The 13,322-nt window shown below is 63.4% G+C and carries 12 protein-coding genes; 3 read left to right on the top strand and 9 right to left on the bottom strand.

The features are described 5' to 3' along the window. Nucleotides 1-699, bottom strand: coding sequence for a DUF2306 domain-containing protein (locus BGO47_RS09545; RefSeq protein WP_292711213.1), 699 nt, complete (start codon nt 697-699; stop codon nt 1-3). A gap of 132 nt (nt 700-831) precedes the next feature. Here BGO47_RS09545 and BGO47_RS09540 point away from each other — a divergent pair, with 132 nt between their 5' ends. Then, entirely contained in the window at nt 832-1,818 is a 987-nt protein-coding gene (locus BGO47_RS09540; RefSeq protein WP_292711211.1) for an NAD(P)-dependent alcohol dehydrogenase, read from the top strand. 85 nt (nt 1,819-1,903) lie between these two features. Next, nucleotides 1,904-2,377 carry a DUF6326 family protein gene (locus BGO47_RS09535; protein WP_292711209.1) on the top strand — a complete coding sequence of 158 codons (474 nt, stop codon included), beginning with the start codon at nt 1,904-1,906 and terminating at the stop codon, nt 2,375-2,377. 509 nt (nt 2,378-2,886) lie between these two features. Here BGO47_RS09535 and rpsA read toward each other — a convergent pair. The 6 genes from rpsA to BGO47_RS09505 all read right to left on the bottom strand — a co-directional run bounded on the left by rpsA (nt 2,887) and on the right by BGO47_RS09505 (nt 11,469). Beyond that, complete coding sequence (gene rpsA, locus BGO47_RS09530) at nt 2,887-4,362, bottom strand: 30S ribosomal protein S1 (RefSeq protein WP_292711206.1); 1,476 nt, start codon at nt 4,360-4,362, stop codon at nt 2,887-2,889. A gap of 201 nt (nt 4,363-4,563) precedes the next feature. Beyond that, complete coding sequence (locus tag BGO47_RS09525; RefSeq protein WP_292711203.1) at nt 4,564-5,742, bottom strand: TIGR02391 family protein; 1,179 nt, start codon at nt 5,740-5,742, stop codon at nt 4,564-4,566. After that, nucleotides 5,739-7,202 (bottom strand): hypothetical protein, encoded by a 1,464-nt coding sequence (locus BGO47_RS09520; RefSeq protein ID WP_292711201.1) that lies wholly within the window; start codon nt 7,200-7,202, stop codon nt 5,739-5,741. Before BGO47_RS09520 ends, BGO47_RS09525 begins: the two co-directional genes overlap by 4 nt. Beyond that, nucleotides 7,199-8,305, bottom strand: coding sequence for an XRE family transcriptional regulator (locus BGO47_RS09515; RefSeq protein ID WP_292711197.1), 1,107 nt, complete (start codon nt 8,303-8,305; stop codon nt 7,199-7,201). Before BGO47_RS09515 ends, BGO47_RS09520 begins: the two co-directional genes overlap by 4 nt. Beyond that, nucleotides 8,298-9,092, bottom strand: a complete 795-nt coding sequence (locus BGO47_RS09510) for a hypothetical protein (protein WP_292711194.1) — start codon at nt 9,090-9,092, stop codon at nt 8,298-8,300. The genes BGO47_RS09515 and BGO47_RS09510 overlap by 8 nt, the downstream gene beginning before the upstream one ends. Before the next feature lie 91 nt (nt 9,093-9,183). Further along, nucleotides 9,184-11,469, bottom strand: coding sequence for a DNA methyltransferase (locus BGO47_RS09505; RefSeq protein WP_292711191.1), 2,286 nt, complete (start codon nt 11,467-11,469; stop codon nt 9,184-9,186). 12 nt (nt 11,470-11,481) lie between these two features. Between BGO47_RS09505 and BGO47_RS09500 the strand changes: the two genes are divergently transcribed. Beyond that, on the top strand, nt 11,482-11,946 hold the full coding sequence (locus tag BGO47_RS09500; RefSeq protein ID WP_292711188.1) for a hypothetical protein: 465 nt from the start codon (nt 11,482-11,484) through the stop codon (nt 11,944-11,946). A gap of 14 nt (nt 11,947-11,960) precedes the next feature. On the opposite strand, the gene BGO47_RS09495 is transcribed toward BGO47_RS09500, so the two are convergent. Further along, nucleotides 11,961-13,151, bottom strand: a complete 1,191-nt coding sequence (locus BGO47_RS09495; protein ID WP_292711185.1) for a helicase-related protein — start codon at nt 13,149-13,151, stop codon at nt 11,961-11,963. A gap of 59 nt (nt 13,152-13,210) precedes the next feature. Next, nucleotides 13,211-13,322 (bottom strand): integrase core domain-containing protein (locus BGO47_RS09490; RefSeq protein WP_292711368.1); only part of this gene is annotated, 112 nt, incomplete at its 5' end.

Raw genomic sequence — 13,322 nt, 5'->3', positions numbered from 1 at the left:
TCAGGATACAAGCGCACCGCGCTCCGTCGCCTTCCGCGATCGACCGTTCGCGCGATGCCGAACGATCAGCTCGGCCACGAGCCAGTTGATGGTGAAGCCCGCCGCGACGACCCAGGTCTCGCCAGCCGTGTCAGGTTCGCCGAAGGGAAGCGACCACAGCACCGAGACGAGCGCTTGGGTGCCGCCAGAGACGGCGATCGCGAATGCCCGCGTCGACCACGCGCCGTGCGCTGCGAAGTCACGGCGCACGATCGCGATCGCTGACATCGCCAGGAACGCCATCATCACGGCGGAAAAGAACAGCCGCACCATCGCCAGCGGCAGTTCGTCTGCGGGTCCGCCGAAGAACACCGCGAGCCAGGCGCCGGATACCGCCGCCAGGAACCCCAGCGGAAGCAGCACCCGACCCGCCCGACGGTGCCATCCGCGTCGAGCGCGCAGCGCGGGCGAGAACTGGAATGCGCCAACCACGCAGTACACACTCATCGACACGATGTGCGCGACCATCGCGACCGTCGATGCCCACGCAAATGCGTCACCCGAAGGAACACTCGCCTCCCGCAGGCTGAGTGCTCCTCCGATGATCGGGAGCGCACTCAGCAGGAGCAGGCCACTGATCGCGAGCCATCCGCTCCGGGGTGCGGGCCGTGGGTCAGTGCTCGTCTGCGCGTGCGGGGCGAGGTTCAGGTCAGTCGACATAGCTCGATGTTCGCGTGCGTGACCTCTCCCCACATCGGCCCGCGGTACGGACTGAGAATCGTACTTTCGGCCCCTGCGGTCGCGGCCTTCCGGCCGATGACGGGTATCCGTGTCGCGGCCCATTCTCAAGTCATGGAAACGACAACGACCATGCGCGCCGTCATTCAGCGTCGGTACGGTACGCCCACCGTTCTCGAGACAGCGGATGTCGAGCTCCCTCGTCTCGGGCGAGGCGGCGTGCGTGTCCGGGTGCGTGCTGCCTCGCTGCACCCCGGCGACTGCTTCATCATGGCCGGCGAACCGTACGTCATTCGGCTCGCCTTCGGACTGCGTCGGCCGCGCCAGGCCATCCGCGGCACGGATCTCGCGGGCGTCGTCACTGCGGTCGGTGAGGATGTCGCGAGCATCGAGCCCGGTGACGAGGTGTTCGGGTGGTGTTCGACGGGCACGCTCGCCGAGTTCGCCTGCGTGCCCGCGCGCAACCTCGCTCCCGCGCCCGCGAACCTGTCGCTGGCCGATGCCGCCGCGGCGCCGACCTCGGGGATGACCGCGCTGCAGGCCCTGCGCGATGTCGCACGGGTGTCCCCCGGACAGAAGGTTCTCATCGTGGGGGCATCGGGTGGTGTCGGGTCGTTTGCCGTCCAGATCGCCAAGGCGCTCGGCGCCGAGGTCACGGGCGTGTGCAGCGCCCGCAACACCGACCTTGTCGCCGCTCTCGGCGCCGACCACGTCGTCGACTACGAGAGATCCGACATCACCAGCACCGGTGCGCGCTACGACGTCATCCTCGACAACGTCGAGGCTCAGCCGATCAGCGTCATGCGCCGGGCACTAACCCGCACCGGCACCCTGATTCCGAACAGCGGACGCGGTGGACGCTGGCTAGGTCCCCTTGTACGCATCGCACGATCGCGTGTGCTGTCGGCCTTCACACAGCAGAGGTTGCGACCGTTCACCTCTGTCGGCAACCACGAAGACCTTCTCACTCTGGCGGCGCTCTTGTCGGCCGGCCAGGTCACACCCGTCATCGACCGCGTCTACTCGCTGGATGACGCAGCCGAAGCTCTTCACCACGTCGCGACCGGCCACACGCGAGGAAAGGTTGTCGTCACGCCCTGACGGCTCCCGGTCGCTCAGGCTCCCGGCATGCACCTCCCCGCCGCCACCCAGGCGGAGGGAAATCCCTGAACAGAGAGAAGGCCACATGACCACTTCACGCACCCCGAAACCGCTCTCCCACCCGCAGGTCCCGGTGCAGGCGAAGCTCGCTGCCGCCTGGACGAGCTTCATGTTCCTGTACATCTACGTCGACTACTACCACCTCCACAAGCCGAACGTGATCGACAATATCCAGGCAGGTGTCGTCTTCGAGTTCCCGATCACGCCTGCGCTGATGACCGGGTTCCTCACGCTGACGGCGATCCCGTCGGTGATGGTGGTCCTCTCCGCGGTCCTTCCTGCCCGCGCGAACCGCATCACGAACCTCGTTGCCGGTGCCGTCTACGTCCCCGTCACGGTCTTCAACGCCGTCGGCGAGACGTGGGAGTGGGCTCCCTTCTACGTCGTCTCCATCGGCATTGAGCTGGCGCTGTTGGCGTACATCCTGCGCTCGGCCTGGATGATGCCGCGAACGATCGCGGCGATGGCCGATGCGGCGTCGACCACGAGTCGACAGTGAGCACGATGAACATCCGGCAACGACCTCTCACCCGCGCCACGCTCTTCGGCGTAGCGCTCGCGCTTGTCCTGCCGCTGCATCCTGCGGGCAGCTTCACCTGACGGGAACAATGACGACGCAGACCCGCGACATCGCCGATGTCGATGCCGCAGGTCTGCGAACAAGCGACTCCTCCTCGCCATCACCATCGGCGAGGAGGAGTCTCTGACGATAACCGCATCGCGCAGCGTGATCTCGGCGCTGACCTCAGACGTGGCCCAGGGCACTCTGGTTCTGGGCGACTTCAACGGAGACCGACTGCGCCCGCAGTGGCGGACTCACCTATTCCGAAGACCCAACCCAGGTCGATACGGATCTCACGGGCAGCGGCACGGTCGAGGTCGTCGAAGCGCATCGTTAGCAGCTTTCCTCGGCGCCCGACGAACGCTGAAAGGCCGGGACCCCCTGAGGGATCCCGGCCTTCCGTTGCTGTGTGATGCTACCGGCTGTGACGCGGGTGGTGCCGGGTCTTAGCGGCCCGAGAGCTTCTCGCGAAGAGCCGCGAGTGCCTCGTCATCCGCGAGCGTGCCGACGGGGCTTTCGCTCGAGTACGAGCCGGAGCCCGAGGTGGACGAACCGCTGTAGCTGTCGTCGGCTTCCTTGGCAGCCTCGGCTTCGGCGGCCTTGGCAACCGTAGCCTTGTGGGCTTCCCAGCGCGCCTGGGCTGCAGCGTATTCCTGCTCCCACTTCTCGCGCTGCTCGTCGAAGCCTTCCTTCCACTGGTTGGTCTCGGGGTCGAAGCCCTCGGGGTACTTGTACTCCCCGTTCTCGTCGTACTCCGTGACCATGCCGTAGAGGGCCGGGTCGAACTCGACACCGAAGGGGTCGATCGACTCGTTGGCCTGCTTCAGCGAGAGCGAGATGCGGCGACGCTCGAGGTCGATGTCGATGACCTTGACGAAGACCTCTTCGCCGACCGAGACGACCTGCTCGGCGAGCTCGACGTGCTTGCCCGAGAGCTCGGAGATGTGCACGAGGCCCTCGATGCCGTCTGCGACGCGAACGAACGCACCGAACGGAACGAGCTTGGTGACCTTACCCGGTGCGATCTGGCCGATCGCGTGGGTGCGGGCGAACACCTGCCATGGGTCTTCCTGGGTGGCCTTGAGCGAGAGCGACACGCGCTCGCGGTCGAGGTCGACCTCGAGAATCTCGACGGTGACTTCCTGGCCGACCTCGACGACCTCGGATGCGTGCTCGATGTGCTTCCACGAGAGCTCCGAGACGTGCACGAGACCGTCGACGCCGCCGAGGTCGACGAACGCACCGAAGTTGACGATCGACGAGACGGTGCCCTTGCGGACCTGGCCCTTGTGCAGGTTGTTGAGGAAGTTCGAGCGCGACTCCGACTGGGTCTGCTCGAGCAGCGCACGGCGCGAGAGCACGACGTTGTTGCGGTTCTTGTCGAGCTCGAGGATCTTCGCCTCGATCTCCTGACCCAGGTAGGGGGTCAGGTCGCGGACGCGGCGCAGCTCAATCAGCGATGCGGGGAGGAATCCACGCAGGCCGATGTCGACGATGAGTCCACCCTTGACGACCTCGATCACGGAACCGGTGACAACACCGTCGTTCTCCTTGATCTTCTCGACGTCGCCCCACGCACGCTCGTACTGGGCACGCTTCTTCGAGAGGATGAGGCGGCCTTCCTTGTCCTCCTTCTGGAGAACCAGCGCCTCGACCTGGTCGCCGACGTTGACAACCTCGTTGGGGTCGACGTCGTGCTTGATGGAAAGTTCACGGGAGGGGATGACACCCTCGGTCTTGTATCCGACGTCGAGGAGCACCTCGTCGCGGTCGATCTTGACGACGGTGCCCTCGATGAGCGAGCCGTCGTTGAAGTCCTTGCCCTTGAGGGTCTCTTCGACCGCGGCCAGGAAGTCCTCAGCAGATCCGATGTCGTTGATCGCAACCTGCTTGGTGGCCGGGGCGGTCGTTGCAGTAGTCATGTAGTGGGTTGTCCTTGGATGGTGTTGTAGTCGGGGCCAGGATGCCGACACGGATGTCGAAACACACGCATCAGCCTGTTTCCAGGCCAGGTGGATGGGGTTGTGCGATGTCACTCCCCCGCCGTTTCGCGGGCAGGCGCACAGAAGCTATGCCTTCGAGAGACAGTTCAGGATATCAGAGATGGCGCGTCCGGCGCTGGATCAATGGCGTCCTGCGATGCGCGCCTCTGCCTTGGCGGAGATCGTCGCCGGGTACTTCTGCTGCATGTACTCAAGGAACGTGGTCAGGCCCGCCTCCTGGGTAAACCCGTTGCCGTCGACAATAGGCAAGGCGAGCAACAATTCAATGTCGGACTTACTCAACGCATCGGCCACCATCTGGAGGCGCATCAATACGATGTTGCTGTCGTCGTAGCTCCGGGTGAAGTCGGCCTCGCCGAGCCACTTGTCCTTCAGCACACGACGCACCGACGCCGACGACAGGTCGCTCGGCAAGCTGAGTCGGTCGAGCCATCGTCCGTCCCGGAAGACTCCGTAGAAGCGAGTTGCCGAGTACGAGCGCCGTTCGGCGGTGATGAGGTCCTCGACCTCCTGAATCAGATCGTCGCTGACGTACCTCGTGATCAGGTCATAGGCCAGGCTCGCAAGCGAGATGTAGTGAAGGGCGAGGTTCCGCTCCATAGAGGTCGCGAGCGTATGGGACTTCTCGTTCCGGAGGAACTGGATAGCCATATTGAGGTACTTCACGCCATCGAAGAAGTCCTTCTCTGCCTGCCCCGAGGGTTCGTGGCCGAAGAGGGCCGGGATGTTGTCGGGCTTGAAAGCATCCGTCGCCTTCTCACTCCCTGTCTTCTCGCGCAGCGCTTCCCGCACAACTTTGTACGACTCCTCGACCGCGTGGAAGTTGTCTTCGGTCTCGAGGTATCGGCTTATATGGGCATAGATGTCCTCGTGGATCTCGATCTGTATCTTGTTGTTGGTGACCGTCGCTTCCGTAGTGAAGCTCACGCTCGACGGCGGCGTATCCGCAGGACGCTTCGCGGACTCTGCCAGACGTCCGGCGACAGCGCGCGCCCGGTCCATGCTCTCATCGTTGACCTCGTAGCTCAGAAACCCGGTGAGGCGCTTCGCTTCGATGTACTCGATGAGGGCTTGGAGCGACCTGCCAACCTCGTCCTCGGTGCCGCCGCGCCAGAGCGCCCGAAGGCGATTCGCCTTCGAATCACCAAACCCTGGGTATCGCTCGGCGTCGTAGACGTCGATCCCGAGATCGTGGAAGAACGCGCCAAACGACTCGTTGCTGAAGTCGAGCACATGCCCGCCGGACATACCCAAGACTGCCTCCAGCACGACCTTGTCCGACACGCTAAGGCCGCTCACTCCGAACCCTCCTCCTCCGGCGCTTCGCCCGGTTGGATGTCCTCTATCTTCGAGGCGGACAGGGGTCGTCGCGCGTCGACCGCCGAGTAGTACAGGGATGTGCCCGTGGCGTCAGCCACCGCGGCGACCTCGGCGGGAAGTGCTTTGAGCCGCAATACCGCAGCACGGTTGCTGCGGTATTGGACGGCGATGAGCCACCCCTCGCTTGCTCCGTCGGAGTTTATGTAACTCGGGAGCTGATGCCGAAGCCCGTTCCAGAACTTACCGTTGTGGAGCTTCTTGACCTCAATGAGCAGGCGCACCGACGTCCCAGATGACGCCTTGAAATCGACCGGGCCGCGTCCGAGCTCCACCTCTCGATCGAGCTCGACATTGAATTGGCGGAGATAGGGCTGGGCGAGGCCGAGGAGCAGTAGCTGGATCGCTTCTTCGGGCTTCTCAGACCCATCGTCGTTCCAGAGCAGGCTCCATCCGCGCTGCTCCTCAACGAAGTGTCGGAATTGGTCGACGACCTCCGCCACAAGCTCTACGAGGTCCTTCGTGGTCGCTACGACGCGCATCCGCAGGGGATGCTCGGCGGCGAAACGCGCAGGCTCGCGATCCCACTGGACGACACCGAGCGGGTCACCGCCGAAGTCGTAACTCATCAGATCTTCTCGGCTGGTCTGGGCACGAGCCCACTCGCGAACGCGCTCTGGTCTCTGGCGGGCGAACGCCACGATGCTCGACTTCGATACGGCTTGCCCGACCTTGAGGTTGAGCGACAGACGGATGTCGTCGTTGAAGTGCGAATCGAACCAGTCGTCAGCATTCAACGTCGGAAGTCCACCGAGGATGAACTCGGGCACCAGGATGATTGGCCTTCCGGTCGCAGGGTTCGTCGGCAGCTCCACCTCCTCGTCGTGCCACCGGGCGGCATCGAGCGAAACTCGGGAATGCCGGACCTTGTGCGTATCCAGAGGAACGTGGTGACGGCGCGCAACTTCCTGCGTATATGCGATCAAGCGCCCCTTGATGACGTTGGCAGTCGCATCAGAGATCCGATCAGCACCGATACCTTCGTTCAGGATGCCGATCTCTTCGATGTGCTCTGGTTGAGTGAGTCCCGCGGCGATCGCAACCGCTATGCCGTCCGCCATCCGTGCAGCGAACCGATCTCCGGCCCCAGAGCCCCGGGTTCCGATGGCGGTGTAGCCCAGCCCCAGCTCGAACGGTTCAGGAAACGTGAGCAGTCTGCGCGCGGCTTGTGCGGACACCGACTTGGAGCTCGTTGCCTTCGCGACGAGGCCGTAGCAGTGCACGAAATGCGCGATCAGCTCGTCGTGTGCCGTAGACCAGATGCCGCCCCCTTCAAGGAGAAGAAGCGGGTCGATGAACAGCTTGGTGTCCACCGTTAGATGTGGGTCGAACCAGTCGTCCTCCGCAACGCGCGTGATGCCGAACGTCTCCGTGAACCTCACGACCTAACTCCCACGACCGGCACTCGCGACGCCGCGATCTCGTACAACCCCACCGGCAGCCCCGAGCCAGCGAGGAAGGATCCCTCGTCGATGCCCGCTTCGCGCAATACCTCACGTGCGCGCGGCAGCATCGACGGCATCTCTAGCGATGAGATTCGCCCTGGCTCCGACCGGCGCCAGCCGTTCTGCGACATGCGGATGACCGCGTTGCGGTACGAAACGTCACTCATGATCCCGAGCGCCCGCGCGCGGTAGAGAAGCGCGGCGAGGCTGACGCCCCAGTACTCCTTCAGCTCGGCGAGCTGCGCCCACGCCTTGCCTGCAGTGGAGGTGGGAAGGGACGGCGCGATCTCTTCGGCCGGCATCAGGAACTCAGACGCGAACCGATTGGCCTGTTCTTCCGCGACCTTGCCACCGGGCTCGGCGTCGTGGTGCATGATCAGGTGGCCGAGCTCGTGAGCGGCGTCGAAGCGTTGTCGGTAGTAGTCGTCCTTCACCGGGTTCAGGACGATGATCGGCCGCGTCACCGAGTGCAGGGAGTAGGCGTCGATCGAGGCCACCCCTGGCTCGCTGAACACGACGACGACACCGTTGCGCTCGACGAGCCGCACCACGTGCTGTACAGGACCGGGTGCGACACCAAAGAACTCGCGCGCTTCTCGCGCGGCCTGCTCCGGCGTCATCGAACGCTCGTCAGGGTCGACAGGGAGGTCAGGCAGGAGCGCTTCGGGGAACTCAACCGCGTTTTCGAGCATCCCAGCGATCTCAGCGACGAACCTGCCATACGCCTCTGCCTCATCCTGAGCAATTTGTGGCGTCGAGCGCAGCGACCGGAAGTTCGGCTTATCTGTCTTCGGCGGTGCGCCTCCCCCGAAGAACTGAGGCTCGACTTGCAGGGCCAATGCCAACTTCGCCACAGTCGCACGGTTGGGCTGCTTGGCGCCGCTCTCCCATGCGGTCACCGAGGCCGGCGACATCTCGATGAGCGACGCCAGATGCGACTTCTTGAGTCCCTTCAGCTGACGGGCCATGGTGAGGCGCTCACCGTTGAAGAAGGAAGCGGCGGCGGCGAGCGTCTGGGACGGTCGACGCACCTCAGCCATTCGCAGTGCCCGACCCTTCGCCCGCACCAGTCCGCTTGATCCGCACCGGCACGTCCTCGACGTCCGTTGACGCGCCACCGGTCGGCATCTGCGGCGTAACCGGCCTCGTCCCGCCGATCGGAGCGCCACCGGAGAGCAGCAGCTCCTTCCAGTACCAGCACTCGTCGTCGGCAGACACCGGGTTCTTGCTCTGACCGATATAGAGCTCGTACTGCTTAGTCGTCGGGTTGAATGCGTGTGCCGCGATCAAGGTGACGCCCTCGAAGTTGTCGTCGTCCGGAATGCCCGGGATCGTCTCCAGGCCGAAGTCCTCGGGCGAGAAGAGCGCGTTGCCATCGTCGAAGAACTGATCCGCCACCCGCTTCTTCGCCGTGCTGCGCTGCCCCCACTTGATCTCATCGACCTTGCCGAACGGGTAGGACTGCAGCAGCACGCGGTAACCCTCGATGGCCCATCCGGGAGACTGCTTGTAGTCCCTGCGAGCGACCGCGTCGATCGGGAGGCCCGGCATCGCGCTGAATGCCTCCGGCGTGATGCCACGCTCGAGGACATCACCGCCGAGGCTCTCGAGCCCCTCGCCCAGCTTGAAGCGGCCATTCGCAGTCGCTCGGTCGATGAGGTCTTTCAAGTGCTTGAAGTTGAGGTACCCCACGACACCCTGATCGTGGCCCTGGTCCTCGTCGTAAAGCTGATCGGTCGCAGCGAACGCCACCGGCGCTCCCCATTTCAGGACATCGAGCAGCCCAAAAGCCTGGAGAGCGGCGAGAGCATCATCTTCTGCGGTCATGAGACCACAATACGCGAAGGTCAGTATAACGCGTGCTTGTTTTTACTCTCGGCGTGTCGCTCGGACTTGAAGCGTCCCTCCCTGCCGAGGGCTACTGCTCTACAAACTCACTGTCGTCAAAGAGCGTCGAATCCGGAGCGTCCTGCCGCGTGAGCTTGGAGTACCGCCTCAGCATTAGGCGCTGACGCGCCTCCACTGTCGCATCCGGACGCACTCCAAAGACCGCGTCAATGACCGAGTCGATAGCGGCATGAGCTCTTCGGATCGGCTCTGGGATTCGATCCACTTCGTAGAGGTCCGCAAGTGACTCGCGCGGGAACTCCGCGCGTGCTTCGATTAGTTGCGCAGCGGCGTGAACGAGCGCGCGTCGTCGCTGATCGCTAATCGGTGGTAGCGGGAAGGAGTTGTAGACGAACGTGTTGGAGAAACGCAGGTCGGACTTGATACGCCCCCCGATGCCGCGCATCCAGAGTATGAACATCGACGACGACAAAACACCGAGCGCGAATCCGTCGGCGTCCTCGACCATGAAGTTGGCGTCGCCACAGATCACTTCTGGCGGCAGCCGCTTCGCGGTAAAGAACTCCCGCGTCTGAGCCACGTGTCTCGGGATGCCCAGATAGCTGGCGTGAGGTTGACGCCTCTCGTCGAAGAGATGTGGGGTTGCGGCCTTGGCACGAGTTGCGGCCTTCTTGCTGCGGAGACGAAGATCCCGAACGGCCTCAACTCGCTCGGTGAGGAAGTCGCTTCGAGCGATCTCGGCCGCATCAACACCCTCCAGCCATATGCACCAGCGTTCAATATCGTGAAGCAACTCCCTCGCTCCAACGAATGGTCGCAGGAATCGAACGGCCACCGAATCGGCACGAACTCGAGCGAGCTGATCTGCGTCGACGAAGAAATTCCCGCCATCCGTTGGCTGGCTACCCTTCGTCACAGGTGGGAGCTCCGAAACGAGTGGGCGAGTTGAGCTGGACACGAACGTGTTCGGCGCGGGGAGCAGATATGGGTTGATGTTCGGCACTTCGGCCGGCATCCCGTCACCCTTCCCACTCTCGGGGTAGGTCCACAAGGTCGCCTTCGGCATGCTCCGCTTGTCGTAGCCGATGATCGACACGTGAACCGCAGCACCATCAGGCGCCTCCGTGACCCACTGAAACGAGCGATGCGCGAAACGGCAGCGCCAACCCGCCTCGAAGATAGGGCGCCACAGGTACTCCGCGGCTTCGCCCTGGGAAATAGAGTTCGTCGAGACGAATGCCCACCTACCTGCAACGTCACCGAAGTATTGAAGGGCAAGGGCGTACCAGCAGGTGACGTAGTCAAGGTATCCGTTGTAGCGAGCTCCCCAGATGCGACGGGCGTCAGCCGTCTGCTCAGCAGTCTTGGTGTACTGGCCAATGAACGGGGGATTTCCGACGATGATGACGTCGGGAGTTGGCTCGATCAACTCGCGCCACTCAGTCCTCAGAGCATTCCCGTTCACGATCTTCGGTGCGATCTGAATCGGTAGCCGATCCGGCGCCTGCCCGAAATCTTGCTCCATGCGTTGATTCGCCAGGTGGTCGACGAGGAGCATCGCAGTCTCCGCGATGCGCGCCGGCCACTCTTCAATCTCGATGCCGTAGAAATGATCGAGACGTACTTTGAGGTCGCCGGTTACATCGAACGACAGCTGGGCATAGTCCTTGCCTTTGTCCTGCAGATCGAGCTCGCGCTGCCTCAGTAGCAGGTCGAGCTCAAGGGCGCGGAGTTCTCGGTAAGCGACGATCAGGAAGTTCCCGCACCCGCAGGCCGGATCGAGCACCCGCACCCGTCCAAGGTCGTTGTGGAGCTTGGTGAGCTGAGAGCGATCGTTCCATCCACTGGATAGACGCTGCCGAAACTCCGTGAGGAAAAGGGGATCGATTGTCCGAAGGATGCTCTCTTCGGTTGTGTAGTGCTCACCACCGTGTCGCCGCGACTTCTTGTCCTTCACGGTCTGGAACATCGACCCAAAGATGGCAGGCGAGATCACTGACCAGTCAAAGTCGCCAGCGTTGATCAGCTCGGCGCGGAATGTCTCGGTCAGCAGCCCCATGGTGAACTCGTCTGTGAAGAGGCCACCGTTGACGTAACGGAATGCACGAACTTCCTCCGGAAGGTCTGCACGACGCTGTTCGTGACTCAACGCTTCGAACAGCGCACTCAAGTCGCTCGCGAGCGTCTCGTCGGTGGTGCCGTCGAGCAAGAACTGCTGGAACTGATCCGGTCGTCCCGGATGCTTCCACATGCCCGAGTCGTCAGCGAAGTAGAGGAAGAGCAGGCGAGCGAGAAGAAGCGTCGAGTTGTGTTGGTCCCATCCGGACGCCTCAAGCTCGGCGTAGAGCGTGCTCATGAGGCGAGCCGCTTGAGCCGCGGTGGTCTCGGCTTCATGGTCGAAGGCTCCACGCATCCGCGACAAGAGGTCTACGAGCGTGATGTCCTCGTCGAAGTCGATGGAGATCGCCTCGAGCTGGCGCACGAGACGATTATCGCTGTCTCCGACCCGACGCTCGTGGAGCACGAGCTTCGCGTTCGCGCCGCCCATCTGGGCTCGCCGCGGCCAGCGCCAGGCCTGGTCGTGCTCGTCAGCAAAGATGACGAGGCGTTCGAGGTTCCTCGCACCGATGGTCTGATCGATCAGGCGCTGCTCGGAACGCGGCGGCACCCCGTCGTGGAACCACACACGCAGGCCCTTGAACCCTGCGACTTGAGTCAGCGTGTAAACGCCGTTCTCCGTTGCCACCTCGAAGTCGCCCTGATCGGGGTTGCTCCAGCCGAGATGATCGACGAAGAGATCGCGGAACTCACGGCGATCGACCAGCCCAAGTAGCACTGCGCTATCCATTACTGACTCACTCCCATGGTGCTGACGATTCGGATCGAGTCGCTGCCGGAACGACGCTCGATAACAAGCTTGTCTTCCCGCGCCAGCGCGGCGAGACGGTTGGCGAGCTCGTCGTCCGAGGCGCCGTTACGGACGGCGTTCCGCAGCCGACGATCGGACTCATTGGTGAGCGGGTGCTGGTACAGCAGATCGAGCGCCGCCGAAGCCTCAGGGCCAAAGTCGAATACGCTCTCGCCGAGGCGCTTCCAGATCTGGCGCCGCACACCGCGAAGCCGCCCCGCAGCGACCGCGGGGTTCGCAAGCGGGCCGCGCACCAGCGCTCCCACAAGCTCGTCATGATTCGCAAGGCGCTCGACAAAGGGTTCATCAGGCGTGCTCTCGAATACACGCAGGGTCTCGAAGCCTGTGAGGAGTCGCGTTTCGCCGTCCGACGTCGTCCAGCCGAATCCGTCGATGCCGGCCTCGGTGCGGACGTAGCACGCAACGCCGTCTTCGACATCGGTAACGCGACGCCCTCTGGTCGCATCGACGAGATCCGGCAATCGTCGCGCACGCTCAGCAGCTTCCGGTGTCTGCTGCAACGCGTTGCTCCAGTACTGGAACGCAAGGCTCGCGGCGTCGATGTCCTCGACGTCGTCGGCTTCGTCGAGCGTGCCGTCGTACAGGTCAGTAATCGTCCGCACTTCGTCCTCCGAACCGAAGAACTGCTCATCGGAGCCGAAGGCCTGCGCATTCTGCTGCAGCCGGTCGGCGATGCGCTGACGAAGCGACAAGACGTTGTTCAGCGAACCGTGGAAGATCGAGTAGAGCAGCACCTCGGGCGACTCCTGACCGACTCGGTCGACACGGCCAGCCCGCTGAATCAGACGCACAATGGCCCACGGCAGGTCGTAGTTGACCACGATGTGCGCGTCCTGCAAGTTCTGACCTTCGCTGAGGACATCCGTCGAGATGAGCACCCGGAGTTCGTCGCCGACGCCCGGCGCCTCGGCTTTTCCTCGCAGCTTGTTGGAGTGCGGCGAGAACCGACGCGCAAGCTGAGTCGGGTCCTCGTCATCGCCGGTCGCCGAGTCCACCGCATCGATGCCGAGCGATCGAAGCGCGGTAGCGACGTAGTTTGCGGTGTCCTTGTACTCCGTGAAGACCAAGACCTTCTCGTTCGGGTGCTCCTCCGTGAGAAGCGTGGCCAATGCCGCAAGCTTCGAGTCACGCCCGATTTCCCAGGGCCCGTACGTGTAGAGGAGCGCAGCTAGCTGTACTGCCCAGGCAGGTTGTTTGAGATCCGGCTGATGGGCGGGAGCTTCCCGATCGCAGTGTGGGGCCTGTGGTGATTGTAGAAGTGCAGCCAGGCGGGCAGGGCT

This window comes from Microbacterium sp. 67-17 (assembly GCF_001898325.1).
Classification (GTDB): domain Bacteria; phylum Actinomycetota; class Actinomycetes; order Actinomycetales; family Microbacteriaceae; genus Microbacterium; species Microbacterium schleiferi.
The sequence above is the reverse complement of the archived record's forward strand: the minus strand, read 5'-3'. Positions and strand labels throughout refer to the sequence as shown.

Bases quoted from the DNA above. Each gene is read 5' to 3' on its own strand.
- BGO47_RS09510 (WP_292711194.1), bottom strand. From the start codon at position 9,092: ATGACCGCAGAAGATGATGCTCTCGCCGCTCTCCAGGCTTTTGGGCTG.
- BGO47_RS09505 (WP_292711191.1), bottom strand. From the start codon at position 11,469: ATGAGCACGCTCTACGCCGAGCTTGAGGCGTCCGGATGGGACCAACAC.
- BGO47_RS09545 (WP_292711213.1), bottom strand. From the start codon at position 699: ATGTCGACTGACCTGAACCTCGCCCCGCACGCGCAGACGAGCACTGAC.
- rpsA (WP_292711206.1), bottom strand. From the start codon at position 4,362: ATGACTACTGCAACGACCGCCCCGGCCACCAAGCAGGTTGCGATCAAC.
- BGO47_RS09540 (WP_292711211.1), top strand. From the start codon at position 832: ATGGAAACGACAACGACCATGCGCGCCGTCATTCAGCGTCGGTACGGT.
- BGO47_RS09535 (WP_292711209.1), top strand. From the start codon at position 1,904: ATGACCACTTCACGCACCCCGAAACCGCTCTCCCACCCGCAGGTCCCG.
- BGO47_RS09515 (WP_292711197.1), bottom strand. From the start codon at position 8,305: ATGGCTGAGGTGCGTCGACCGTCCCAGACGCTCGCCGCCGCCGCTTCC.